The sequence below is a fragment of the Fusibacter fontis genome (genome assembly GCF_055378735.1).
Genome location: NZ_AP042445.1, coordinates 1,147,213 through 1,172,186, shown reverse-complemented (window position 1 = coordinate 1,172,186; position 24,974 = coordinate 1,147,213). Strand labels below are relative to the sequence as shown.

The window sequence follows — 24,974 nt, the reverse complement described above, 5'->3', positions numbered from 1 at the left end:
AATTGCATAAATCTAAATTGAATAATACATGATTTTCACACTTAAAAGGTAATTATGCAGTTTCCACAATTGTCTTATACTTGCTTTTTATTGAATATCAAAATAGAGATAGACAAAGTAGCTGCGATTAGTAGTGTACATACACTCATCGCCACTATAAAATCCGAAGTTTTAATTGCGTTAGACAGTAGCGCAACATTTTGTGTCGAAAGTGTCACGGGATTAAAACGCACGGCTTTCGGAAAAAGGTTGATGAGATTGAGTATAGTCACAGTCGCTCCTGTCAATAGCAGATTCCCATAGATATTTTTAAACAGAATACCTCCAAGTATTACCAACGATAGAAGTAAAGCACCAAATAACCAAAGTCCAAATAGGGATAAAAATAGATTTGAGATACCATCCATTGACCAAAAATATGCAGTATAAAAGTACGTAAGCAAGACGCAGAGGACGTAAGAGAGTGTCCATAGGCTCAGTGACGCCATCATCTTTGAGAGAATAACAGTTCGTCTTGGCAGTCCTTTAGTAAGGATGTTAATCAAGGTTCCTTTGCTGAGTTCGGTTGCCATCGATCCGCTGAACATCACGACAAGAATGATCAATCCCATCTGAGAAATGTTCTTGAAAAATTGCATCCATGAATCGATTGCAGCTGGTGGCGCCATAGTGAGGGTCATTCCTTCCGGTAAAAATGATTTTAAAAGTTCAGGCATGACCTTTGCAGCGAAGGGATTTAAAAATCCAAACAGCACGAATAAGGTCACAAGAATAAAAAATTTATAAGTTCGAATGCTTTCCATCCACTCTTTTTTTGTAAATGCAAAAAAGGCTTTCATGAGACCACCTCAATGAAAAGATTTTCAATACTGGGTTCAATGCGCTCTAGTCTTAGTGGAAAGATGTTTTGATCAACGAGGCAGCGAAGCAAAGCTTGTTGAATGGAGGCTATATTTGGTGCCATGAAATGGACACAAAGATCGGTTTCCGTCATATACTCGCTTAGCGCATGAGCCATATCACACGACATAAATTTCATTTTATCAGTCATGGAACTGAATTCTATCAATACCTTATCTTGTCGATGTCTTGCTTTTAGTTCGGGAATTGTACCGGAAAGTGCAATTTTTCCTTCATGCAAAACGGCGATTTCATCACAGATACGTTCTACATCAGATAATATATGCGTTGAGAAAATAACGGTGGTTTTCCCTTTTACTTTTAAGAGAATATCTAAAATTTCTTTTCGTCCAATAGGGTCAAGAGCGGATGTTGGCTCGTCGCAGATTAGAAGTTTTGGTTCATTTAAAAGTGCTTGTGCGATGCCCAGTCTCTGCTTCATCCCTCTAGAAAAACCTCCAATGCGTTTGTTCGCATGTTCTAAACCGACCATTTCAAGGAGTTCAGAAATTCGATTTTTATAAGATGAGCGAGGCAATCCGGTAATCTCAGCACAAAGTTTCAGATACTCTGAAGGTTTCATGTAGTGATAAAATTCTGGTACATCTGGTAAATAACCAATAAATGAATTGGTTTTATTTTGACCGTATCTCACTGGCTCACCACAGACTTCAATTTTGCCTGAGTCGATGCTTAAGAGTCCAAGAATCATCTTCATCGTAGTCGTTTTACCTGCACCGTTTTGACCGATAAAACCGAAAATCGAACCTTCTTTAACGGTCAAATTTAGGTCATTCAGGACGATGTGATCTCCAAAACTTTTGTGTAAAGAATCAATTTTAAGGAGATCCATTATTCGTCACCTCTTCCGAAAATAAAGTAAACAATTGGTCCTATAATTTGGATGAAACTCATGAAAATCCAGAAGGGTCGATTGCCAAATTTGTAGCTTTTATGCGTTAAAACATGGATTAAGGCAGCAATTGTCAGCGAAAGCTCTAGTATGATAATCGGAACCAGTATGGGTAAATAGGGCATCATTTCATTCATTAATTCATTCATTTGAATGACCTCCTTGTACATAGTATTTGAGTTTGTTGAGACACTGGATATAACGAATTTCCTCTTGATATTTTAAAAAGATTGGATTCTGAGTCAGTCCCAAAAGCATACTGTCTTTGATGACTTTTTCACCCCTCGGGGCGTGGTTTCCAAGGTCAAAATCTTGAAACCAACTCTCAAGAGCATCAAAAAAATCATCACCCTCGAAACGAAGCGGAAATTTCATGGAAAGACAGACATGTGTATATTTCTCAAGCATTTCTAGAACTTGATTGCGTGCATTTAATTGGTCATAGACGATAGCGGAAGCATAATATAATTGAGCCATGACATTGGGATTGAGAGCTTCTAAGTTAAAACTGTTCGTCACCGTCATCAAGCGATCGAGGATTAGATTAAAACTGTCCAAAGTATGATCGACGACTTGAAAATACAATGGAGCCATGCCAATAAAACTCATTAAGTGCTGATACATACATATTTGTAATACCGATTTTGCTTTTGAACGTTCTCCCATCATCTGATAAGCAGAGGCGAGAGTTGATTCATCGCCCATGATCGGTTTTATCGTGTGTTCTAATAGATCGATAGCGGAAACAGGATCACCTTGCATCAAAAATCCAAGTGCTTCAAACGAGTTCGCTTGTTTGACAATCCAGACGTCCTCACACTCTAATTTGATCCGTCTACATAACTCAATGGATTCTGATAGTACAGCAAGTTGTTTTGGTCGTTCGCCAGCCAACATGTGATGATTCAGATAAAGTAATGCCATCTGCAGTAAAAATGGGAAACAAGCATAATACTTTTTGATCATTTGCTGTGAATTTTCGTAGACTTCATCAAATGATTTTGTTTCAAAATCGAGCATAAGTCTTCGATAGGTCTTTTGAATGTCTTCCTTGGTCATCTGAGGCATATACCCCATCAGTTCATCAATGCTGATGTTAAAATACGTCGCTAGCATAGGCAGTAAAGTAATATCAGGATAGCTTTGAGCCGTTTCCCATTTGGAAACAGAAGCTTTGGTGACCCCCATGTGCTCAGCAAGCGTATCTTGTGTAATGGACTTTTCTTTCCGTTTTGCTATGATGACATTTGCAATATTGATTTCTCTCATGTTAACCTCATTTCTCTATGGTTTCATTCTGAACTTTGTCATTTGATCAAACTATCATACGATCAAACTATCAAACTATCAAACTATCAAACTATCAAACTATCATACGATTGTCGTATCAATCTTTAATTCTAATATATGCTTACATGGGAAAAGAGTAAATGGATTTAAACTATATTTTGGTTAATAAAATCAACTGCAGCGATACTTCGATGATACTTTGGCGATACTTCGATGATACTTTGGCGATACTTTGCCGGAGTTTGAGTATATAATAGTTGTTTGAAATGGATGCATTCAAAAGGGGTATAACTCATATAAGGAGGTGATGATATGAGCCATTATGAAACACCAGATTATGAACTAATTCAAAAAGAAGAGCCTTTTGAGTTAAGAAAATACCCGTCCTTTTATTTAGTAGAGTACGACAACGATGCTGATCCAGAAATTGATGATGGATTTAATACGTTGTTTTCGTACATTGGTAATAATAATGAAGATCATCGTAAAATTAAAATGACCATTCCAGTGATTGAAGAAATGGAACAAAATAAGAAAAAAATGGCATTTGTCGTGCCTAAGGAGCTCGGGGAAAAAATTCCTAAGCCGAAAGACAGTCATTTAAGCGTCATTGAATTTGAGGCAGGTTTTTACGCAGTTATCATTTACAGTGGGAAATCAACAACTTTAATTGAACACGAACAAGCAGACAAATTGCATCGTTGGATTGAAAAAAATGAATGGCTTGTGCAGTCAAACGACAAATTGGCATTATATAATGCCCCTTTTATACCCGGTATTTTTAGGCGAAATGAAATAATGGTAAAAATACAGAAAACCTTATAACAGAACGCTTGTTCTGAAATGCCCCAGATGATATAATAAAGTCAAAAAAGGAGAATTCAGATGACAGTGGGTGAATTAGTTACATTTGGGGATTATACTTGGCGAATTTTAGAAATAAAAGACGATCAAATGTTGTTGATTACAGAAGAGATTATTGAACAGAGAGATTATCATCATCAGTTGAAAGAGATTACTTGGAAAGACTCTGAAATACGAGCTTATCTTAATAGCACGTTTTATCAGTCTTTCAATGAAAATGATCGCGCAAGAATTCTTCCGACGATTAATTTGAATCCAGAGAATAATTGGTATAAGTCTCATGGAGGCGAAGAAACGAAAGACTATGTTTTTCTGTTGTCCATGGATGAAGTTGTGAGATTTTATTTTGGAAATAGCAGTCGCTTATTGGATTTCCCTGCGAAAAATCAACGCTATTGGTTCCAAAGAAAAGATGAAAACAATATCAAACGGCGAGCAAGATATCTAAATTCATCTTGGTGGTGGTGGGTACGGACTCCTGGGAAAAATAATAAAGTGGCTGTCTACATCCATGGAGATGGGAATATTGGCATTCAGGGGAATGGCGTGGCAAGGAGAAATACCAATGTCATCCATCCCATCACCAACGATACCAAAGGTGGTGTGAGACCCTCTGTTTGGATTAAAGTTGTGTCATAATGACCATCATGGGGACACCTGTTTCTGGAGGTGTCGCTAATTCCAGAACGATACCAGTACTTTTATCCGGAATAATTGGAGGGCCTTTTGTTGGGACCTTATCTGGTGTTATTGCTGGTTTACACAGAATGTTCCTATTTGAAGGCGGCGACCTAACGGCGTTTTCATGTGGTGTTTCCACGATTATTGCAGGAATTATGGGTGGATATGCCAAAAAGAAATCGCCTAAACGGTATTATAAAGGATTCCTGATTGGCATAATCGTTGAAGTGATTCAAATAGGCATCATTTTAGTATTAGCCACACCTTTTGATCAAGCACTTGCCCTTGTGAAGATTATTATTTTACCGAGGACATTTTTAAATGCATTTGGCGTAGGGATGTTTCTATATTTTGTTCAACAAATTTATGACGAAAATGATAATGCTTCTGCGAAAATGGCACATTATGATGCAGTGGCAATAACCGATACATCCATGATTTTATCTCATATTGGTGCTGGAGAGGATCATCATCGTCCAGGTGGACTTATATGGACGCAAAAGACAAAAGAAACACTTCAAACAGAAACTATACAGGAAGCACTGAATTTTAAAGACGTAAGTTGTAGTAAATGATATTTCGACGACTTTGCTTGGCGGTTTTGGTGGCGTTTTAGCCATTCTTGGAGTTGTAGCTGCGCCAATTACATCGGGTGATACAGCATTTAGAAGCGCAAGACTTGTTATTGCAGATGCTTTTAATTACAAACAAGAAAAGCTTAGAAGTAGATTTTTAATTGCAGTTCCTTTATTTGCAGTGGGTATAGGTCTTTGCTTTATTGATTTTACGATTGTATGGAGATATTTTGCTTGGTCAAACCAAACATTAGCGACCATTGTTTTATGGACTTCAGCAGCATATCTATATAAAAATGCAAAACCACACTGGATCGCATCAATTCCTGCAACTTTTATGACTGCAGTGGTAACATCCTATATAATCGTTGCTCCAGAAGGTTTTAAAATGTCAGAAAGTATTGGAATTCCAGTTGGAATTGCAGTTGCAGTGATCACATTTGCCTTTTTTATGATGAAAGCTACTATGGAAGGAAAGGCAAGATTAGCTGGAGAAAAAGCAAATAGTTAAACTAAAAGCAAATAGTTAAACCAAAAGTATTAAATCAATAATTGAATATTTGTTAGCATAAAAAAGCGGCTCGCTATCTCATTATAGCGAGCCGCTTTTGCTTAGTGGATAAGTCTGTTAATTCATTTTAGTTGGGTCTAATTGGGTAACACACTTCAGTTACAAGTTCGTCTGGATTTTGAGTTTGTGCAGGGCTGACATGGTAGATGCAGAACATGGAACCGTCAAAGGAATATCCGTTGTCATTTACCCAATGAGCAACTGCAAGGTTGACATCCGTTAGTTGCTCGTAACTTCCTTTGTACGTTGAAGAGGCAAATTTGATCTCAGGAACTGTTTTAAATACTACATGTTCGGTATTTTCAAAGGTTCCTTTAACAGCTACTTGAATTTCTACATCGACATCACTTTCTTTAAATCCTTCATCATGGAAAATTGCCATCCCTTCACCTACACATGCTTGTTGTAAGTTATTTTGAGCAGTTTCTGACATGAGTGTATTCCAAAGCATTCCTTCATGTTGATAAGACGGTATAACTTTACGGACACTTGCAACATATCTTTCGGGCATAGTTTTTAATACGACATTATATTTCATAGCAGTATCATCCTTTCTTAAACGTGTGATTGTCGTTTCAAGGAGGCGTATTCGTTGACTGATTTCTTTGCTTTGTTCTTCTAATTCAGTTTGTTTAATTTTTAGATACTCAGACAACGCATGTGAATCATCATAACAGTTAAGTATTTCCACAATTGCTGAAAGACCAAATCCCATATCTTTAAGGGATATTATTCTATTCGCTATGAGCAGTTGCTCTTCGCTATAGTAGCGATAATTTGTAGAGGGATCAATCAATTGTGGAACGAGTAATGCCATCTCGTCGTAATGTCTCAACATTCTGATGCTAATCCTTGATAACTTTGAAAAATCTCCTATTTTTAACATGAAATAACCTCACATATATGTGTTTGTTTGAGCTCATTTTTAGTATAAAGTATACCATTGTGTTAGAGTCAATACGAAAATTAAAAATATTATTATTGCGTGTGAAGAACTTTTGTATGCAGTTTTACTTTTTTAATCGCCCAATCATAATGGCTCGCTGTTGCTGAGGTGCAGTAACTACCAAGGGGTGAAGTTCCTGTCCAAGGAAGCGCATTTTTAGCAAATAACTCTTCGTTTGTAAACCGATCGATTAACTCTAAAACTTGTTGGTGGCTTTCATTAAGGAACGTAGTGGCATCATCCAGTGTTGTATTCTGATGTTTTTCCCAAAAAGCAACGTTCATCTGTCCATAGTTTTTCCAGTTATAAGGCTCGGGTAGAAACGGTTTTGAAACACCTGCGAGATTAGACTGTACCCAGTTGAGAAGTAATTGATGCCATTCATATAAGTGTATAAGAACATCTCTTAGATTTTGATCTCGATTCCAATGTGCCTCTTTCAGATTCGAAATTCCATCGAAATGAAAAGTAGCCTGTTTTTCTTCATCGGATAAGCGGTGGATGATGTCCCATAATTTTTCATATTGTGTCTGTGCAGACTTAAGTAAATCTTCTTTTGTAGTTGCTCTTGGCATTGGATTGACCTCCTATTGTCTTCATAATGTATGGAAGGGATTGGTTAGTTTTATTATACAAAAGATAATATGACAACAGCGTGTCATATTAAAAAAGAAAATGATCAAAATATAAACTGAGTGGGTTCATCATCCATCATCGCTTTTATGCGTAAAATGTTTCAAGCGTTTTAATGTGTTGATAGAGTTCATCTTTAAGACATAGGGGTTCAAGAATCTTTATATCCGTTCCAAAGGATAAAAGAAATCCGTATAGCCAACGGTCTTTAGGAACCTGAACACAAATGTTATAAGTGCCATCAGAATTTTTTTGAATTTGATTTTCATCGAATTCATCATAGATACGATAAGCTACGGACTGAGCAAATTGCAACTTTAAATGAATCCATTCAGATTGAGATGTTTCTTGAACTGATTCTGTCGTAACCGCCAGCGATTGGGGAACAAAAAATTCATGATGAAGCACGAGATGATGCATTCTTGAAATCTTAAAAGTTCGAGTGGATTGCTTTGTTTTGCAGTGTGCAACAAGGTACCAAGCATTGGACTTGTATATAAGTTTCATCGGATGAACCGTTCTCATGGTAATTTCACCATAGGTGCTTGCATACTCAAATGACAAAATTTTGTGTTCAGTCACAGCAGTTTTTAAAGTTTCAAATTTTATGTGATCGGACGTTGCGCTTCCCCAACGTGAAAAATCAACTTCGATCCAGTTTGTCTCAGATTTATGAAATAGAGCACTCAATTTTGACTCTAGACCACTGGATTCAATAAATTTCGTAGACGCTAAACTTTGTAAGCCAATCAGAATTTGATTTTGTTCTTCATCAGTAAAAGCAGCTTTGTCAAGAATGAAATGCTCATCTATGAATATGCCACCGCCTTTGCCTTTTGAAGTATAGATGGGAATTCCAGCTAACGTCAAAACATCTAAGTCCCTTAGTATCGTTCGCTCAGAAACTTCAAAATGTTCTGCTAAAAATCGCGCTGTTACTTTTTTTCGTTCTATCAAAATATAGATCATCTCAAATAATCGATGGCTATGCATAATTCACCTCGTGTTTTGTTAAGTTAAGTATACTACAATTCTTCTTAGAAAATTATTTTATTCAAGTTAATGAGAATCAAAAATGAATTTTATGATTTTTATAAGATCTAAAGGGTAAAGGGGGAATGAAAGATGGAAATATATCGTGTGCAGAAATAAAAATGTCATTAATGTAAGCGTTTAATTATGCACAGAAGTATTTTACGTGTCTGATAGTAGACGATTTTTATGGAGGTGTGATTATGAGTATGTTCTGTTTTCAATGTCAAGAGACTGCAAAAAATACTGGATGTACAGTTAAAGGCGTTTGCGGTAAGAACGAAGAAGTCGCAAAACTTCAAGATTTATTGATTTACGCATGTAAAGGCGTAAGTGAAGTGGTAACTAAAGGTCAAATGAACACGTCATCTCTTGGTGAAGTCAATCACGAAGTGATTAAAAGCCTTTTTATGACCATTACAAATGCGAATTTTGACGAAATTGCGATTGAAATGCAAGTACATAATGTTCTAAGACTCAGAGATGATTTAATAGAAAGCCTAGGTGATATTCCACTACACGATGCAGGAAACTTTACAGTGACAGATCGCCAATCGATGCTTGATAAAGCTTCGCTTGTAGGCGTTCTTTCAACTGAAAATGAGGATGTTCGTTCGCTGAGAGAACTCATTATTTATGGTTTGAAAGGGATGGCAGCTTACACGCATCATGCACTTAATATAGGGAAAGAAAATCAGGATATATATGGATTTATCTATGAGGCGCTTGTTGCAACATTAGACGATACACTCACAGCGGATCAGTTAGTGGCATTAACATTAAAAACAGGTCAATTTGGCGTTGCGGCAATGGCACTTTTAGATGATGCTAATACTTCTCGATATGGTCATCCTGAATTGACGACAGTCAACATCGGTGTTAGAAACAATCCGGGGATCTTGATTTCAGGACATGATTTAACCGACTTAGAACAATTGTTAGAGCAAACAAAAGGAACTGGAGTAGACGTATACACACATAGTGAAATGTTACCTGCTCATTATTATCCGTTCTTTAAAAAATACGATCACTTCGCAGGAAACTACGGTGGATCATGGTGGCGTCAAGTGGATGAATTTGGACCATTTAATGGACCAATTTTATTTACGACAAACTGTATCGTTCCGCCTAGAACAGAAGAACTCAAAAACAAAATTTACACATCAGGCGCTTCAGGGTTCCCAGGTTGTATGCACATTATTGCCGATAAAAATGGCAAAAAAGATTTCACTGCTGTGATTGAACATGCTAAAAAGTGTCCGCCACCAACAGAAATCGAATCGGGATCAATCGTCGGTGGATTTGCGCATGAACAAGTATTTGCCTTGGCGGATCAAGTTGTTGATGCAGTAAAATCTGGTGCTATCAAGAAGTTCTTCGTCATGGCTGGTTGTGATGGCAGAATGAAATCGAGAGAGTATTATACTGAATTTGCTGAAAAATTGCCAAAAGATACCGTTATTTTAACAGCTGGATGTGCGAAATACCGCTATAACAAATTGCCTCTTGGTGACATTGGCGGTATTCCAAGAGTTCTCGATGCTGGACAATGTAACGACTCATACTCATTAGCAGTAATCGCTCTGAAGTTAAAAGAAATTTTTGGTGCTGAAGATATCAACGATTTACCGATTGCCTTTAATATCGCGTGGTACGAGCAAAAAGCTGTAATCGTATTACTTGCACTTTTATATTTAGGTGTTAAAAATATTCATTTAGGCCCAACATTACCAGGTTTCTTATCTGCAAATGTCGCAAAAGTGTTAGTTGAAAACTTTGGAATCGCAGGAATTGGAACAGTTGAGGATGATATTAAACTTTTCATGGATTAATATATAAACATCCGAATGATAGTGATGAAAGCAGTCTCGATTTTGAGGCTGCTTTTTTAATTGACGATGTTGGATTCATCATTAGATAAATAGTATGATTTTTATAACAATTGATTAATTAATATGAATAGAGGGTAATCTAAAGAATACGGTTGTAAAATAAGTAAAAATGAACTGAAATTTCATGGAAGTAGGTGTGAGCTTAAGCGTATATTAAGGCTAAAAAGATGCTAAATTAATAAGTTTTACAGAATAATTACAAATATAAATGTGCGAGGTATCTTTCCGTGAAAAATAAAAGTTTACATAAAATAATACTTAGATTAATGTTTTTTTCTGCAGCACTTCCTATTTTAATACTGGGTATTTATGCTTATGTCAGTGAAATTGATGTATACAGTAAAGAAGTTGATACGAGTGCCAACGATTCACTTATGACGATTCAAGCGGTTATTGATGACTTCGATACAACAAGCAGAAGTCTTGTAAAAGTAATTGCAGACAGTATAAAAGTTATGAATACTGCGACAGACACGATTCATTATGAAGAAATTGGGAAAGAAATGAGACGGTTTGAAACGCAATTTACCCAGATTGAAAGAATTTATTTAGTGTTGAATGATGGACAAGTCATTGACAAAGAGGGCATTGTAAATAAATTACATGAACAAAATGATTTGAGAACTTCAATAGCCTATAAGAGTGCCTTAGCTTTACCAAATAAAGTTGTCTTGAGTACAAATAGTCAGACATTTCAAAAGTCAGATTCACCATTTTTGTCATATTCCATGGCTGTCATTCATCCAGATTCCAACAAAGTACTTGCAGTTATTGTGGTTGACATAAACCCAGAAAAATTGGAAATTATTCTGTCTGGAATTCATTTGAGGATTGATGGAACTCTTGTGGTTTCAGATGGTGCAGGGAATATAATTTTTGGACAGTATACACCACTCAGATATAAGCTGAGAAAATCACCTGAAGATGTCAAGCAGTTAATTGAGATGAAATCAAGCGAACAAATTAATTTATATAATGAGGACTATAAAATATATGGTAATAGAGGATTAAAGACTGGGTGGTATATTTTAAGTATTATACCAGTTTCCGAACTTAAGACTCTCCAGAAAAATATGCTTATCTCTGTCATTGTTGTAATTGTCATCATGCTAATTGCTGTAATGTGGTTATCGTCAAGAATTCAAACATACGCGACAAAACCAATTGATAAATTGGTGGATATCATCGGAAAATTTGGATTAACTGAACAAATTGATTCCATTGTATTTTCTGAAAATACGCCTAATGAGTTAGTTGTTATTAGCCATACGTTGAACCAAATGATTGAGAGAATTAGAGGACAAGGTGATGAACTCATTCAAGTCTTGTCAAATGCAATTGAAGCGAATGATGAATATACAAAAGGGCACTGTGAGCGAGTGACAAAAATTTCTTTGAGGATCGGTGAAATAATTGGGATGTCTAGCTCAGAACTTAATGATTTGGCGCTTGCTGCGATGCTTCATGATATTGGAAAATTAGGCGTTCCAAGCAATATACTGAATAAAGCAGACAAATTAACAGACGAAGAGTTTGAAATAATGAAGTTGCATCCCAAGATTGGATCTCAAATTGTAAGTGGTGTCTCCTCACTTGCAAAGGCGACAGAAGTCATTCATCAGCATCATGAGAAATTCGATGGAACAGGATATCCAATGGGGCTCAAGGGTGAAAATATTTTATTGATGGCAAGAATTTTATGCATTTCAGATTCGTTTGATGCAATGACGACACGACGTTCATATCGAATGACGCCACTGAGTATGGATAGAGTGAGACAAGAACTAATAAACGGCAAAGGCACTCAGTTTGATCCAGAATTAGTGGACATATTTATGGATTTAGTTGAATCGAAAGAGGACGAGGAGGCATTGTAGCATGAAAAAAATATTCGTTATTTTAGTAATCATAACTTTGGCTTCTAGTTTATTATGTGGATGTTCAGATTCAAAGGAAATTTCATTAGAAAATAGCGACACCCCAGACATGATCGGTTTGGTGGTGTCCACACTTAACAATCCTTTTTTTATAGAACTAAAGGAAGGCGCAGAGTTAGCCGCTAGTGAACTGGATTATGAATTCATTATATTAGATTCGCAGAATGATGTAGATAAAGAGTTAAGCAATATCAATACTTTAATAGAAATGGGAGTTAAAATAATTCTATTAAATCCCTGTGATTCAAGTCAATCAATAAGTTCTGTTGAAGTAGCAAATACGGCTGGAATTCCGGTGATTACACTAGATAGAACTGTTGATAAAGGATCAATTGTTTCTCATATTGCATCCGATAATGTAGCTGGAGGCGCAATGGCAGCTGATTTTCTGAATGATCAACTGTCTGGAAATGGTAAAATTATTGAATTAGAAGGAATTGTTGGAACCTCAGCTGCATTAGAACGTAGTCAAGGTTTTAACGAAAGACTCAATAGTTATCCTGACCTTAAGGTTGTTTATTCTCAATCGGGCAGTTTTGATCGAGCGATTGGTTTATATGTCATGGAAGATGTTTTAAAGAATTATAGTGATATTCAAGCAGTTTTTGCACACAATGATGAAATGGCGCTCGGTGCAATTCAAGCAATTGATGCAAGTGGTAGATCCATTATCGTGGTTGGATTTGATGGGATTTTAGATGCTCTAGTTGCAATTAACGAGGGCGAGATGGATGCAACAATTGCTCAACAACCTAGTCAAATTGGAAATTTAGGAGTTCATATTGCGGATCAATATCTCAACGATAAGCAGGTGGATTCGCTGTATTTAGTTGATTTGAAGCTAATTACAAAATGATCTTTGATTGTAAACTAAAATGCGTATTCAATGTAATTCAAATGTAAGCACAAATGTAAGGACGTTTAAAACCTGAGTAAGAAACAACGTATATAAAACGCTGCTTCTTACTCAGGTTTATTTAAATTAGCAAGCAAAGAATTAAAATTTAGAATCTTATTATATAAAGTGGAAGAAAATAATTGTTGATTTTATACCCCTAGGGGGTATAATGAGATTATAAGAGAGGTGACAGATGATGAAAACGGTTCAAATAAATATCGGTGGCATGACATGTTCTGCTTGCGCATCAGCAGTTGAAAGAGCGGTGTCTAAACTGCCTGGAACTTCTGATGTTACTGTTAATTATGCCACAGAAAAGTTGAGTGTCACATTTGAAGAAGAACAAGTACAAATGGAAGATATAAAGCAAAAAGTTGAGAAAGCGGGTTACCAAATTATTGAAGATCAAACATTTAAAGGTCACCCCATCAAAGAAGTGATCATCCCAATTGAAGGGATGACTTGTTCAGCGTGTGCAGTTGCAATTGAGCGTGCAACAAAAAAGCTACCCGGCGTTGAAACGGCAAATGTGAATTACGCGTCTGAAAAATTGAGAATACAATATCATTCTGGTGAAGTGAGATTATCAGAAATCAAGCAGGCTATTATCAAATCCGGTTATCATCCATTAGAAGTAGATAATTCAAATCAAGTAGATCGAGAGCCGTCTAGAAAAGAAAAAGAAATTCAAGTGATGTGGAGCAAATTTATCATCGCACTTGTCTTCTCTATACCTCTTTTTTACATCGCAATGGGTGGTATGTTAGGGTGGCCTTTACCCTCTATACTATCTCCAATGGACTATCCATTAATTTATGCGTTAGTTGAACTGATCTTAGTCATACCGGTTTTGGTTGCGGGTTATCGATTTTATACGGTTGGCTTCTCGGCGATATGGCGTAGACGTCCGAATATGGATTCACTCGTGGCCATGGGAACCTCGGCAGCAGTTTTTTATAGTCTCTTTTCTATATATAGAATCACAATTGGAGAATTTCATCATGTAGAGGATCTCTACTTTGAAACCGCTGGTGTGATCATTACTTTGATTTTATTAGGAAAGACTTTAGAAGCAGTATCAAAGGGACGAACATCTGAAGCAATTAAAAAATTGATGGGACTAAGTCCAAAAACGGCTCTTATCTTAAATGGTGATCAAGAAATTGAAATTCCTATCGATGAAGTTGAAGTCGGTGATCGGATTGTCGTTAAACCAGGCGCAAAAATACCAGTAGATGGAGAAATTATTTTTGGAAGTACTTCAATTGATGAATCTATGATTACCGGAGAGAGTATTCCGGTGGAGAAAAATGTAGGGGATTCAGTAATTGGAGCAAGTATTAACAAAAATGGTTTGATTCACTTTAAAGCAACACGCGTAGGGGCTGACACTGCTCTAGCACAGATTATCAAACTCGTTGAAGAGGCTCAAGGAACAAAAGCGCCTATTGCACACTTAGCCGATGTTGTTTCTGGGTTCTTTGTACCAGTGGTTTTTGTAATTGCGGTATTAGCATCTCTTCTTTGGTATATCAGTGGTGAATCAGAAGTCTTTTCGCTCACTATCTTCATCTCTGTACTCGTAATTGCATGTCCATGTGCACTTGGACTTGCGACACCGACGGCCATTATGGTTGGGACAGGAAAAGGTGCTGAAAATGGCGTATTGATAAAAAGTGGGGAAGCGCTTGAAGTTGCCCATAAGATTCGAACCATTGTATTTGATAAAACAGGCACTATTACTGAAGGTAAACCTCAAGTGACCGATTTGATTGTTGAAGAACCTTTGACAAGTGCGGAACTTTTGGTAATTGCGGCTTCAGCTGAAAAGGGATCAGAACACCCCCTAGGTGAGGCAATCGTTAAAAGTGCCCAGTCATTGGGGTTGGTATTAAAAAATAGTGAAAGTTTTCTGGCAATCCCTGGTCATGGAATTCAAGTTACAATAGACAAACAAGTCGTTCATTTGGGAAATAGAAAACTGATGAACAGTCAAAATATCGAAATTGAAGGATTCATCGAACATGCAGAGCGATTGGCAAATGAAGGTAAAACGCCGATGTATGCTGCGATTGACGGAAAGTTAAAAGGTTTAATTGCAGTTGCAGATGTGATTAAACCATCCAGTGTTGAAGCAATTAAACTATTACACGAAATGGGCATTGAAGCGTTGATGATCACTGGAGATAATCACCAGACTGCAAATGCTATAGCAAAACAAGTTGGGATTGACCGAGTTCTTTCAGAAGTGCTCCCTCAAGATAAAGCAAATGAAGTGAGGAAACTTCAAGCTGATGGGAAAAAGGTTGCGATGGTAGGAGATGGAATCAACGACGCGCCTGCACTTGCCCAAGCAGATATCGGTATTGCCATTGGAAATGGAACAGATGTGGCGATGGAATCAGCTGATATCGTCTTAATGCGAAGTGATTTGATGGATGTTCCAACGGCGATTAAACTCAGCAAAAGTACCATTCGAAATATTAAACAAAATCTTTTTTGGGCATTTGCGTACAATGTCGCAGGTATACCAATAGCAGCTGGTCTCCTTTATGCATTTGGTGGTCCAAAGCTAAATCCAATTTTAGCTGCAGCAGCAATGTCGTTTAGTTCGGTATCTGTGTTAACCAATGCACTCAGACTCAAGAGATTTAGACCATATGAAAGAAAGGCGTCAGTCGAAAAAGCTGACACGAGCTCAAAAATGGACACAAGCTCAAAAACGGATATAAGAGTAACGGTTATAGGAAACAACACATATAATCAGTAATGCTTTAAGTAAAAAGAAATTGATAAAAAAATGAAAAATACAAAAAATAAAAAAAGAAAGAGGTATCAGTATGACAAAAACAATTTATGTAACGGGAATGTCGTGTGGACACTGTGTTCAAAGAGTAAAAAATGCACTTGGAAGTATCGATGGTGTTACTGATGTAACTGTGAATTTGGAAGAAAAAAGAGTAGTCTTGCAATCCAATCAAGAAATTACGAATGAAGTACTAATAGAAGTCATAGACGATGCGGGTTACGATGTAACTGAGATTCAGTAAGTAGTTGATGAGAGCATCTGTTGTAGATTCAATCTGTAAAATTAATGGTTGTTGAGCTTGATAGACTCATGGAGGAGAAATGGAAAAAAACAGTGTGAGTTTTATCGTCAAAAATATGACTTGTGTGAACTGTGAGAAAGTGATTTATAATGCACTGATTCACTGCAAGGGAATTTTCACAGTTTCAGTGAGTTACCGGACTCAAATTCTTGAAATTGTTTATGATTCTGAAGAGACGACTCTGTCTTCCATTGTAAAAATTTTGAGTGAAACTGGTTATGAAGTTAGCGAATTAAAGGCGCAAAGTGATAATAAAAAATACACTTTATTACAGTTCGCTGGAATGTTGATTCTTGTGATGGGTGCTTACCTCTTGATTTCTAGGGTAGAAATTTTAGACAGCGAGTTGAAAGTTCAATCTACCTTCGGTTATGGGATGCTTTTTGTCGTTGGTTTATTAACTTCTATGCATTGTATTGCCATGTGTGGTGGTATTAATTTATCACAATGTATTCAGCCGTTGCCTGTGAAATCATCTCAACATACGTATCAAAGAAGTCTTCTTTATAATATTGGTCGAGTGATTTCTTATACAATAATTGGTGCATTAGTTGGAGGAGTAGGATCTGCAGTTTCCTTATCTGGCCATTTTAAAGGCTCGATATCCATTGTTGCAGGTATAATGATGATTTTAATGGGCATTAAGATGCTTCATATTTTTCCGAAATTTAGTAAAATTAACATTCATTTTCCTCCTAGGCTTAGAATGATTTTTTTGGGAAGAGATGAAAAGAGAGGCCCTTTTGTCGTGGGATTACTCAATGGGTTAATGCCTTGCGGACCTCTTCAAACGATGCAAATCTATGCTTTGGGAACAGGTAGTGCTTTGACAGGAGGATTGTCAATGCTAGCATTTAGTCTTGGAACTGTTCCTTTAATGTTCGGATTTGGGGTTCTAGGAACTTTGATAAGTAAGAAATCTACTCAAAAAATGATGAAAACAAGCGCTGTTATTATTGTTATTTTGGGAGCAGTTCTATTACAACGTGGTTTTATCATAAGTGGAGTAACTATTCCTTCAATTCAAGAAAATGTTGACGCAACTGATACTGAAATCGTAATTGAAAATGGCGTACAAATAGTCACAGTTTTGGTTCAATCTAGAAATTATCCTGAATTTGTATTAAAAAATAACATTCCAGCGAGAGTTAATTTTAAAGTAAGTGAGCAAAATTTGAATGGGTGTAATGATGTTGTTTTAATACCTGAGTTTGATATTGAGAAACAATTATCTGTAGGGGATAATTGGATCGAGTTCACACCAACTCAAACAGGGAGTTTTCCTTTTAGTTGTTGGATGGGGATGATCAATAGTCAATTTCAAGTCATTGAATAAATAGAATCATTTTATTTAATCACGATGACTTCGTTAAATTAAAATGAGCAATCTGATTTTGTTATGATGCAAGTTAATTGAAAGAAGAAAGAGGTGAGTCATGAAAAGAATTTATGTCATGTTGATGCTATTGATGGTGGCATCATTTTCAATTGGGTGTCAGTCCTTAGATGTCGTTGGTAAAACAGCTGTAACAACATTTGATGCTGTCTTAAAGGTGGATTCGAATCGTGTGATTTTGGATGAAGCACTAAATAGTTGGTCGCTGAACTCACCTGAAAATGAACGCTTTATATGGAGTCAGGATTTTAGTAGTAAAGAGTATTCAGACTTTGTTGTTGAAATAGATGCCACTCCTTTTATTGACGCGGGTCTTGATGTAACACGACTTGAAAATGATCAATATATTTACGATGCCAGTAAAAATACTTTGCAATTGCATTTTGATGTAGGAAATACATCGTTCGATGAAGCTTCTTTATCTAAACCAATAGATACATTTAATGCAATCGTAAAAGCGTATCGCGATTTAATAGGGTATCATGAAGCACTTGATCACTATGGCATTAAGTTAGGTAATGGAAATATGTTTGAATGGGCAAAAAACATGGACACCAACGAACTTGATATTGTGTTTGTGCTCGAACCTAAACCCTTTATAGATGCGGGTTTAGATCCAACCAAAATAGCAAGTTGGAAATACGCTCAAGTTGAAATTAAGAATGAACAGGGAAAAGAAGTTCTTGTTTATAAGTTTCTAAAACCATATAATCTTAAGTAAATCATGTTCATAATGAAATCCTCCTTCAAATTAAGGAGGATTTTTTTATGGATTTAGTTGAATGTTTATCACCGTTCAAGGGTAAGAATCAAGTAAATCTGCAGCAATAAGAAAAAATAATCACTAGACTGGCGGGACAAAAATGACGAAGAAGATAAAAATATTAATATGTGATGATAATATTGCAGTACATGAAAGCTTGAGTATGTATCTAAAGAATGATGTGACAGAGATTGTTTCAGTTTATAACGGGATAGACGCTTTAAAATGGATTCGAGATAAGTCGTTTAGTTTAGTTGTCCTAGACATTATGATGCCAGGACTTGATGGAATTGAAGTCTGTCGAGAAATTCGAAAAGTGAGTGAAATTCCCATTATCATGTTAAGTGCAAAAAATGAAGAGTTTGATCGAATATTAGGACTTGAGATCGGAGCAGATGATTATGTCACGAAACCATTTTCACCAAGAGAAATGGCGGTTAGAATTAAAAAACTTCTTAATAGAACAAATAAAAGTATGAATGAAAATGATTCAAATTTAATCTTTGTTGGTAAGATGACCATTCAAGTGGATGGTTATGAAGTTACAATTAATGAGCAAAAAATCGATTTAACACCGAAAGAAATTGAAATTCTCATTTGCTTTTCTAAATATCAAAACAAAGTATTATCAAGAGAACAAATTTTAAATCAAGTGTGGGGGTACGATTATTATGGTGACACTCGAGCTGTAGACACTCTTATAAAAAGGTTAAGATTAAAATTACAACCCTATGAGCTGGGGTTTGAGATAAAATCTGTCTATGGAATAGGTTACAAAATGGAGGTTTAAGTGCGCATACATTCAATCAATCGATTTGTTTTAAATAAAAAGATCCTATTCATCGTAATTTCAATATGTTACATTGCATCTCAAGTACTTGGAACCTTTGCCATCAAGTCGTTTTTTATTCAATATAAAATAAAAGAGCTTTCTCCAAGACTCGACTATTTTGTTACTGAAATCGCCAATGGAAACCTCGAGATTTCAAAAAATAGCGACATTATTTTGATCGCATATGACGTATATGGCAATAAAATGGACGTCTTTAAAGAAGAGTCGAAAGCACAACTTGAAGTGGACGAAGGAAATATTGACACATTTTTAAGCAATTATTTGCCTAAAGTGATTTCAGGCAATCCGCTCGCGTCAATCAAAAAAATTGAGCAACAAGAAGGGGCTTCGGTTGTCATAGGAAAACCCATCACTAAGAATCGTGTCATTATTGGTGCGGCTTTTCTCATAAAGCCTGCCAGTGATTTTAACGCTATTCTGAGCGGATTTTACTGGATTTTTTTTATCACATTTATGATGGGAATGTTGATAATCGGGATTTTAATCTATAAATATTTTCAAGAAAATAAATCGCTTGAGCAAATGCGTAGAAATTATATCGCAAATATAAGTCATGAATTGAAATCGCCATTAACATCTATAAAAGCATTGACTGAAACGTTACTAGATGACATTGTTAACGATGATGAAACGAAAGAAAGATACTACTCGATTATTTTATCGGAAAGCAATCATTTACAGAAAATGATTACAGATATGCTAGAATTGTCTAAATTACAAAGTGGAAAGGGGGCATATAAAACAGATACCATAGATATAAATACAATCCTTGAGCATGTTAAGTTAAAATATGACTTTGTCATGAAAGAAGTTGGAATTGAATTTGAAATAACGGATCAAACACTTAATCTACCTCTACTTGAAACCAATCGAGAGAGGATCATACAAGTGTTAAATATTTTGATGGACAATGCAATCAAGTTTACGAATGCCTCTGGTAAAATTACAATTGATTCAATGGTAAAGCATAAAAAAGTAATCATCAAAGTCATTGACACGGGGATTGGTATTGAAGAGGCATCACTCCCCTATATATTTGAACGATTTTACAAGACAGAACAGCCACAAAACACCTCAGGAACTGGGCTTGGACTGGCAATTGCAAAGACGATTCTTGAAGAGCTTGGTGAAAAAATCTCTGTAAATAGCCATTTAGGTAAAGGGTCAGTTTTTAGTTTTACGATTAAAAGAGCGCATTAACCAAATTGTGCAAAGTGGATTTTACATTTGTTTCATGATTTTGCCATTTTTATGCCATGATGTTTTTTTATCATGAAGATAAGAAGTTTTCGCAAACACAAAAGTGTGATTTAGAAAGTGAGGCAAATGAATATGATGAAAAAAACGATGGTCATTTTTTTGATGAGTTTAGTCGTGTTTAGTTTGACAGCGTGTGGAAATACAACGACAACGAATCAATCAAGTACAGATGTAACCGTGTCAACCACTGATTCAAGTGAATCTTCAAAGGAAACAAAGGAAGCAAAAACATCAAGCGGTGGACTTGGAAATGAAAGTGCAAATACAGCTTTAATTAGTCGACAATTCACCGATGTCCCATACGGAACAGTTTCTAGTACGCAGACATTAAATGTTTACTTACCAAGTGAAGGAGAAGGACCATTTCCGGTTATTATTGCAATTCATGGTGGAGCATTTAAAATGGGAAATGCAACAGGTGGTGACGTAGCTGCGATGTTAGAAGGTGTCAATAGAGGATATGCAGTGGTGAGTATAAATTATCGATTATCAGGAGAAGCAATTTTTCCAGCAGCAGTGAATGATTGTAAAGCGGCAATTCGATTTATTAAGGCAAATGCAACGACTTATCATATAAATCCAGATAAAATCGCTGTATGGGGTGATAGTGCAGGTGGAAATTTAGCTGCAATGGTTGGTACGAGTGGGAATGTTGACGAACTCAATGGAGACAATGTTGAAAATTTAGAGTTTGATTCAACTGTTCAAGTTGTAATTGATTGGTTTGGTCCATTGAACTTCTTGAAAATGGATGAACAGTTTGCTGCTGCTGGAATTACTCCAAAGTTTGGAAAAACAAGCAGTGAAAGCTCTCCAGAAAGTCAATATATTGGTCAGTTAATTACCAATGATCCAGAGCTTACCTTAAAAGCAAATCCAGAAACTTATATTGAAACAATGGATTTAACAAATGCTCCAAAGTTCTATATTCAACACGGTACGGCTGATTCAAATGTGCCATCACAACAATCCATTGACTTTGCTGCTGCATTAAAAACAGCAATTGGTGAAGAAAATGTGAAATTGGAGTTGTTAGATGGAGCAGGCCATGGTACTGAAGAGTTTACTGCAACTTCAAATTTGGACAAAGTATTTGAATTTTTAGATCAGTATTTAAAATAAGGCAAAGCGTCAATTTATCCAAAACCATCATATGCATTTCATATGGTGGTTTTTTTGTACAGTTGTACCTAGTTTAACTTTAAATACTTAGATGACGTTAACACACTTCGTTAAACTTGAAAAGTATGTCCGTTAAACACCTCTCGTATGCTATAATCATACTAGAACGGTTCTTAATGAGGTGAAGCTATGTATGAAATAATCGCAATGTCCACAAAATATGTTTTAACATTTATCATTTATGTATTCATTTTTCGAATAGCAAAATTAATTTATCGAGACATAAAATCTATGACTATGTGGGAAGATGCAAAGGTAACAAGTCCTCATTTAATATTGATGTCTTCATTAGAGTCCGCTGAAAAACAGACTGGCACAGAGATTTTTCCTTTAACCCATCTAACCACTATTATTGGACGTGCGCTTGATTGTGGGATCGTGCTTTCTGATCCGCATGTATCATCACGTCATGTTCAAATTGACCGGACGCATCTAGGGTTTACATTGACGGATCTCGGAAGTGTCAACGGCACATATATCAACGACGTTAGACTATTGAATCCCGTTTTATTAAAAGAAGGCGATGAAATCCTCATGGGAATGAGCAAGTTGGTTTTTTCTGAAGGTGGGAAGTATTATGGATAAATTCGTCGATATCAACTCTCATAAAGAGAAACTGAGATTTCCAATCTACTTAGTGGCACTCGTCGATCTCATCCTCTTTGGTTTGCTATCCATGAATCAGGGGATTTTTAATCAACACATCATGATCATGGGGGCTTCTAAGATCCTATTGACTTATTTTATGTACTTTGTGATAAAAAAAGTTCAAAAGGGTGATACGTATCTCTCGCTTATTATTGCCATGATTTTAAGTATGGGCTTAGCGATGCAGGTCAGATTGTCTGAATCAGTGGGGACGAAGCAATTTATTTGGTTTCTTATGGGGATGTGTCTATTTATCTTCATCAGTTTAATTTATCCCTATTTTTCAAGAAAGTTTCGTTCCATTTGGCTGTATTACGGATTGATGATAATTCTATTTATAGCAACTTTAGTGATTGGATCGAGAATTAATGGAGCTAAAAACTGGATAGTGCTTGGCAAAGTATCCATTCAACCTTCGGAATTTATTAAAATTCTATTTGTCTTCTTTATGGCTTCTTTTGTAGCCAATCCAGAGGTGCTAGAAATTAGACTATTTGGAAAAAATATCTCTGCTAAATGGAGTCTCATGTTCATGGTATTTGTTATCATGGGATTTTTTGTTTTGCAACGGGAATTTGGAACGGCGTTATTGATTTTCATGGTGTACTTATCCATGTTGTATGTATTTGAAAAAGCGCTTTTATTTGTACTGATGAATACGGCTATAGCAAGTGCTGCAGCTTATATAGCATTAAAGATTATGCCACATTTACAAGTACGCGTAGAAAGTTGGCTCAATCCTTTTGCCGATGTAGCAGGTAAAGGGTATCAAATTACTCAATCTCTATTTGCAATAGGAAGTGGCAGCTATTTTGGGACGGGATTAAGATTGGGGTATCCACATTTTATTCCAAATGTTGAGACAGATTTTATTTTCTCGGCAATTTGTGAAGAAATGGGGATTTTCGGAGGCATTGCACTCATCTTCTTGTTTGTTCTACTTGTTTATCGTGGAATCAAAATTTGTTTGTTATTGAGAGAGTCGTTTACAAAAGCATTGGCATTTGGACTTACTATCACTCTTGGTTTTCAGACATTTCTAATCGTAGGCGGTGTGACAAAGCTCATTCCGCTCACGGGAATAACACTTCCCTTTGTCAGTTATGGAGGCTCATCTCTCATCTCTAGTTTTATGATTTTGGGATTTTTACAAGCACTTTCAGGCGCAGTATTAAAAGGGGAGGTGTTAAGCGATGAAAAAATCCACCATCAATAGTCGAATTTTACACATTTTCATCGTGATCAACATACTCTTTTTAGGTTTGGTTGTCTACATGAGTTACTTTGAACTTTATGGAAAAGACGACATCATGGCGAATAATTACAATAGAAGGCTAAAAGCACACGAAGAGGGCATTATTCGTGGTCAAATTCTCGATCGTAATGGTGAACCCCTTGCGACGACAAATTTTGAAAATGGGCAGTCCATTCGTCAATATCCTTATAAAAAACTTTACGCTCACGTGATTGGTTATAGCAACGATCGATTTGGAAAAACACTTTTAGAAGCTCAGTATAACGATACACTTCTGGGGAACAATGCACTTGGATTGGTTGGGAATACAGTGAGTTTGATTAAAGGTGAGGAAAAAACCGGAAATAATCTTGTACTTACGATTGATCATGCACTTCAAGCTCGTGCGCGTGAACTACTGGGGGATAAGAGGGGCGCAGTTGTTGCCATAGATCCTAATACAGGCGAAATTCTTGCGATGGTGAGCACACCTGATTATAATCCGAATCAAGCTGCACTTGAAGAAAGTTGGGAAGAACTTTCTACAAATGAAAATAGCCCGCTACTTCCAAGAGCTGTTATGGGGCTTTACCCACCGGGTTCGACATTTAAAGTGGTGACGGCAGTTGCAGCGATTGAAGAAGATTTATCCAATTTTATAGTGACAGATAATGGTAGTACAGTAATAGATGGTAAGACGTTTTCCAATGCAGGAAGTAAAGCCTATGGAGACATTGGCCTTACAGAGGCTTTGACGGTTTCAAGTAATGTCTATTTTTCAGAACTCTCAAAAGAGCTTGATTCAGAGCGTTTTATTGAGACTTCGAAATTATCCGGAATGAATCAAACATTTGATTTTGATATTCCCATGAGTAAGAGTAAAACAAGTGAAGACATCACGAGTAAAACGGAATATGCTGCAACAACCATCGGACAGGGGAAACTTCTCGTGACACCTCTTCAGATGGCGATGATTTGTTCAGGAATTGCAAATGAAGGCATCATCATGAAACCCTATCTTGTTAAAAGTGTGACAGATAAAAATGGCCTCATTTTAACTAGTACAATGACACATGAATTATATGAATGGACGGATCAGACGACTGCAAACAGCGTTAAAGAGATGATGGTTGAAGTGGTGAAGAGTGGAACTGGAAGAAAAGCAGCGCTTAACGACATCGTAGTGGCGGGAAAAACAGGGACTGCTCAAAATGAAAAATCCATTCAAGGGAATGGATTGAATCATGCTTGGTTTATAGGTTTTGCACCTGCTGACGATCCAGAAATCGCAATTGCGGTCATCTTAGAAAATCAAGAAGCAGAAGGCGGACAGGTTGCTGCTCCAATTGCTCGGAAACTGATCAATCAGTGGATCAATGGTCAATAAATAGTCAGC

At 36.5% G+C, this 24,974-nt stretch carries 23 protein-coding genes and 1 pseudogene; 17 read left to right on the top strand and 7 right to left on the bottom strand.

Going from position 1 to position 24,974, the window contains the following annotated elements:
• Window positions 1-74: 74 nt before the first annotated feature.
• Genes ACZ41W_RS05210 through ACZ41W_RS05195 form a run of 4 tightly spaced genes read right to left on the bottom strand, consistent with a single transcriptional unit; the run spans window position 75 to window position 3,082 of the window.
• Entirely contained in the window at window positions 75-839 is a 765-nt protein-coding gene (locus ACZ41W_RS05210; protein ID WP_464313827.1) for an ABC transporter permease, read from the bottom strand.
• Entirely contained in the window at window positions 836-1,753 is a 918-nt protein-coding gene (locus tag ACZ41W_RS05205; protein ID WP_464313826.1) for an ABC transporter ATP-binding protein, read from the bottom strand. The genes ACZ41W_RS05210 and ACZ41W_RS05205 overlap by 4 nt, the downstream gene beginning before the upstream one ends.
• Window positions 1,753-1,962: a PLDc N-terminal domain-containing protein gene (locus ACZ41W_RS05200; RefSeq protein ID WP_464313825.1), complete on the bottom strand. Its 210-nt coding sequence runs from the start codon at window positions 1,960-1,962 to the stop codon at window positions 1,753-1,755. Before ACZ41W_RS05200 ends, ACZ41W_RS05205 begins: the two co-directional genes overlap by 1 nt.
• On the bottom strand, window positions 1,955-3,082 hold the full coding sequence (locus tag ACZ41W_RS05195; RefSeq protein ID WP_464313824.1) for a helix-turn-helix domain-containing protein: 1,128 nt from the start codon (window positions 3,080-3,082) through the stop codon (window positions 1,955-1,957). Before ACZ41W_RS05195 ends, ACZ41W_RS05200 begins: the two co-directional genes overlap by 8 nt.
• A 333-nt stretch (window positions 3,083-3,415) precedes the next feature.
• Between ACZ41W_RS05195 and ACZ41W_RS05190 the strand changes: the two genes are divergently transcribed.
• From ACZ41W_RS05190 to ACZ41W_RS05175, 4 genes and pseudogenes are all read left to right on the top strand, one after another.
• The gene (locus ACZ41W_RS05190) at window positions 3,416-3,928 is read left to right on the top strand and encodes an SOUL family heme-binding protein (RefSeq protein ID WP_464313823.1); all 513 of its coding nucleotides are present in this window, start codon (window positions 3,416-3,418) and stop codon (window positions 3,926-3,928) included.
• Between the two features lie 60 nt (window positions 3,929-3,988).
• Window positions 3,989-4,606, top strand: coding sequence for a DUF6273 domain-containing protein (locus ACZ41W_RS05185; protein ID WP_464313822.1), 618 nt, complete (start codon window positions 3,989-3,991; stop codon window positions 4,604-4,606).
• Window positions 4,606-5,223 carry a LytS/YhcK type 5TM receptor domain-containing protein gene (locus ACZ41W_RS05180; protein WP_464313821.1) on the top strand — a complete coding sequence of 206 codons (618 nt, stop codon included), beginning with the start codon at window positions 4,606-4,608 and terminating at the stop codon, window positions 5,221-5,223. The genes ACZ41W_RS05185 and ACZ41W_RS05180 overlap by 1 nt, the downstream gene beginning before the upstream one ends.
• A pseudogene (locus ACZ41W_RS05175) lies at window positions 5,213-5,734 on the top strand (carbon starvation CstA family protein); the annotation flags it as partial. The gene ACZ41W_RS05180 and the pseudogene ACZ41W_RS05175, both read left to right, overlap by 11 nt.
• Before the next feature lie 127 nt (window positions 5,735-5,861).
• Here ACZ41W_RS05175 and ACZ41W_RS05170 read toward each other — a convergent pair.
• The 3 genes from ACZ41W_RS05170 to ACZ41W_RS05160 form a co-directional block, all read right to left on the bottom strand.
• The gene (locus tag ACZ41W_RS05170; RefSeq protein WP_464313820.1) at window positions 5,862-6,680 is read right to left on the bottom strand and encodes a MerR family transcriptional regulator; all 819 of its coding nucleotides are present in this window, start codon (window positions 6,678-6,680) and stop codon (window positions 5,862-5,864) included.
• A 92-nt stretch (window positions 6,681-6,772) separates the two neighbouring features.
• A complete protein-coding gene (locus tag ACZ41W_RS05165; protein WP_464313819.1) occupies window positions 6,773-7,315 on the bottom strand; it encodes a ClbS/DfsB family four-helix bundle protein in 543 nt (180 codons plus the stop codon).
• Between the two features lie 145 nt (window positions 7,316-7,460).
• Window positions 7,461-8,366, bottom strand: a complete 906-nt coding sequence (locus ACZ41W_RS05160) for a helix-turn-helix transcriptional regulator (protein ID WP_464313818.1) — start codon at window positions 8,364-8,366, stop codon at window positions 7,461-7,463.
• 242 nt (window positions 8,367-8,608) lie between these two features.
• Between ACZ41W_RS05160 and hcp the strand changes: the two genes are divergently transcribed.
• The 13 genes from hcp (at window position 8,609) to ACZ41W_RS05095 (ending at window position 24,965) form a co-directional block, all read left to right on the top strand.
• Window positions 8,609-10,237, top strand: a complete 1,629-nt coding sequence (gene hcp, locus ACZ41W_RS05155) for a hydroxylamine reductase (RefSeq protein ID WP_464313817.1) — start codon at window positions 8,609-8,611, stop codon at window positions 10,235-10,237.
• 287 nt (window positions 10,238-10,524) lie between these two features.
• The gene (locus ACZ41W_RS05150; protein WP_464313816.1) at window positions 10,525-12,174 is read left to right on the top strand and encodes an HD domain-containing phosphohydrolase; all 1,650 of its coding nucleotides are present in this window, start codon (window positions 10,525-10,527) and stop codon (window positions 12,172-12,174) included.
• Between the two features lies 1 nt (window position 12,175).
• Window positions 12,176-13,090: a ribose ABC transporter substrate-binding protein RbsB gene (gene rbsB, locus ACZ41W_RS05145; protein ID WP_464313815.1), complete on the top strand. Its 915-nt coding sequence runs from the start codon at window positions 12,176-12,178 to the stop codon at window positions 13,088-13,090.
• Between the two features lie 238 nt (window positions 13,091-13,328).
• The gene (locus ACZ41W_RS05140; protein ID WP_464313814.1) at window positions 13,329-15,902 is read left to right on the top strand and encodes a heavy metal translocating P-type ATPase; all 2,574 of its coding nucleotides are present in this window, start codon (window positions 13,329-13,331) and stop codon (window positions 15,900-15,902) included.
• A gap of 70 nt (window positions 15,903-15,972) precedes the next feature.
• Window positions 15,973-16,182, top strand: a complete 210-nt coding sequence (locus tag ACZ41W_RS05135; RefSeq protein ID WP_464313813.1) for a heavy-metal-associated domain-containing protein — start codon at window positions 15,973-15,975, stop codon at window positions 16,180-16,182.
• Between the two features lie 79 nt (window positions 16,183-16,261).
• The gene (locus tag ACZ41W_RS05130; protein ID WP_464313812.1) at window positions 16,262-17,578 is read left to right on the top strand and encodes an urease accessory protein UreH domain-containing protein; all 1,317 of its coding nucleotides are present in this window, start codon (window positions 16,262-16,264) and stop codon (window positions 17,576-17,578) included.
• 100 nt (window positions 17,579-17,678) lie between these two features.
• On the top strand, window positions 17,679-18,359 hold the full coding sequence (locus ACZ41W_RS05125; protein ID WP_464313811.1) for a hypothetical protein: 681 nt from the start codon (window positions 17,679-17,681) through the stop codon (window positions 18,357-18,359).
• Between the two features lie 142 nt (window positions 18,360-18,501).
• Complete coding sequence (locus tag ACZ41W_RS05120; protein ID WP_464313810.1) at window positions 18,502-19,191, top strand: response regulator transcription factor; 690 nt, start codon at window positions 18,502-18,504, stop codon at window positions 19,189-19,191.
• Complete coding sequence (locus ACZ41W_RS05115; RefSeq protein WP_464313809.1) at window positions 19,192-20,454, top strand: sensor histidine kinase; 1,263 nt, start codon at window positions 19,192-19,194, stop codon at window positions 20,452-20,454.
• Window positions 20,455-20,586: 132 nt separating this feature from the next.
• The gene (locus ACZ41W_RS05110) at window positions 20,587-21,636 is read left to right on the top strand and encodes an alpha/beta hydrolase fold domain-containing protein (RefSeq protein WP_464313808.1); all 1,050 of its coding nucleotides are present in this window, start codon (window positions 20,587-20,589) and stop codon (window positions 21,634-21,636) included.
• A 189-nt stretch (window positions 21,637-21,825) separates the two neighbouring features.
• Window positions 21,826-22,281 (top strand): FHA domain-containing protein, encoded by a 456-nt coding sequence (locus tag ACZ41W_RS05105; RefSeq protein WP_464313807.1) that lies wholly within the window; start codon window positions 21,826-21,828, stop codon window positions 22,279-22,281.
• Entirely contained in the window at window positions 22,274-23,560 is a 1,287-nt protein-coding gene (locus tag ACZ41W_RS05100) for an FtsW/RodA/SpoVE family cell cycle protein (RefSeq protein WP_464313806.1), read from the top strand. Before ACZ41W_RS05105 ends, ACZ41W_RS05100 begins: the two co-directional genes overlap by 8 nt.
• Window positions 23,538-24,965, top strand: coding sequence for a peptidoglycan D,D-transpeptidase FtsI family protein (locus tag ACZ41W_RS05095; protein ID WP_464313805.1), 1,428 nt, complete (start codon window positions 23,538-23,540; stop codon window positions 24,963-24,965). The genes ACZ41W_RS05100 and ACZ41W_RS05095 overlap by 23 nt, the downstream gene beginning before the upstream one ends.
• The last annotated feature ends 9 nt before the right edge of the window (window positions 24,966-24,974 follow it).

Excerpts from the sequence above, each read along its gene's own strand:
- rbsB (WP_464313815.1), top strand. The coding sequence starts at position 12,176 with ATGAAAAAAATATTCGTTATTTTAGTAATCATAACTTTGGCTTCTAGT.
- ACZ41W_RS05140 (WP_464313814.1), top strand. The coding sequence starts at position 13,329 with ATGAAAACGGTTCAAATAAATATCGGTGGCATGACATGTTCTGCTTGC.
- ACZ41W_RS05135 (WP_464313813.1), top strand. The coding sequence starts at position 15,973 with ATGACAAAAACAATTTATGTAACGGGAATGTCGTGTGGACACTGTGTT.
- ACZ41W_RS05105 (WP_464313807.1), top strand. The coding sequence starts at position 21,826 with ATGTATGAAATAATCGCAATGTCCACAAAATATGTTTTAACATTTATC.
- ACZ41W_RS05210 (WP_464313827.1), bottom strand. The coding sequence starts at position 839 with ATGAAAGCCTTTTTTGCATTTACAAAAAAAGAGTGGATGGAAAGCATT.
- ACZ41W_RS05095 (WP_464313805.1), top strand. The coding sequence starts at position 23,538 with ATGAAAAAATCCACCATCAATAGTCGAATTTTACACATTTTCATCGTG.
- ACZ41W_RS05100 (WP_464313806.1), top strand. The coding sequence starts at position 22,274 with ATGGATAAATTCGTCGATATCAACTCTCATAAAGAGAAACTGAGATTT.
- ACZ41W_RS05180 (WP_464313821.1), top strand. The coding sequence starts at position 4,606 with ATGACCATCATGGGGACACCTGTTTCTGGAGGTGTCGCTAATTCCAGA.
- ACZ41W_RS05185 (WP_464313822.1), top strand. The coding sequence starts at position 3,989 with ATGACAGTGGGTGAATTAGTTACATTTGGGGATTATACTTGGCGAATT.
- ACZ41W_RS05165 (WP_464313819.1), bottom strand. The coding sequence starts at position 7,315 with ATGCCAAGAGCAACTACAAAAGAAGATTTACTTAAGTCTGCACAGACA.
- ACZ41W_RS05170 (WP_464313820.1), bottom strand. The coding sequence starts at position 6,680 with ATGTTAAAAATAGGAGATTTTTCAAAGTTATCAAGGATTAGCATCAGA.
- ACZ41W_RS05130 (WP_464313812.1), top strand. The coding sequence starts at position 16,262 with ATGGAAAAAAACAGTGTGAGTTTTATCGTCAAAAATATGACTTGTGTG.
- ACZ41W_RS05120 (WP_464313810.1), top strand. The coding sequence starts at position 18,502 with ATGACGAAGAAGATAAAAATATTAATATGTGATGATAATATTGCAGTA.
- ACZ41W_RS05205 (WP_464313826.1), bottom strand. The coding sequence starts at position 1,753 with ATGGATCTCCTTAAAATTGATTCTTTACACAAAAGTTTTGGAGATCAC.
- ACZ41W_RS05200 (WP_464313825.1), bottom strand. The coding sequence starts at position 1,962 with ATGAATGAATTAATGAATGAAATGATGCCCTATTTACCCATACTGGTT.
- ACZ41W_RS05160 (WP_464313818.1), bottom strand. The coding sequence starts at position 8,366 with ATGCATAGCCATCGATTATTTGAGATGATCTATATTTTGATAGAACGA.
- ACZ41W_RS05195 (WP_464313824.1), bottom strand. The coding sequence starts at position 3,082 with ATGAGAGAAATCAATATTGCAAATGTCATCATAGCAAAACGGAAAGAA.
- ACZ41W_RS05190 (WP_464313823.1), top strand. The coding sequence starts at position 3,416 with ATGAGCCATTATGAAACACCAGATTATGAACTAATTCAAAAAGAAGAG.
- ACZ41W_RS05125 (WP_464313811.1), top strand. The coding sequence starts at position 17,679 with ATGAAAAGAATTTATGTCATGTTGATGCTATTGATGGTGGCATCATTT.
- hcp (WP_464313817.1), top strand. The coding sequence starts at position 8,609 with ATGAGTATGTTCTGTTTTCAATGTCAAGAGACTGCAAAAAATACTGGA.
- ACZ41W_RS05110 (WP_464313808.1), top strand. The coding sequence starts at position 20,587 with ATGATGAAAAAAACGATGGTCATTTTTTTGATGAGTTTAGTCGTGTTT.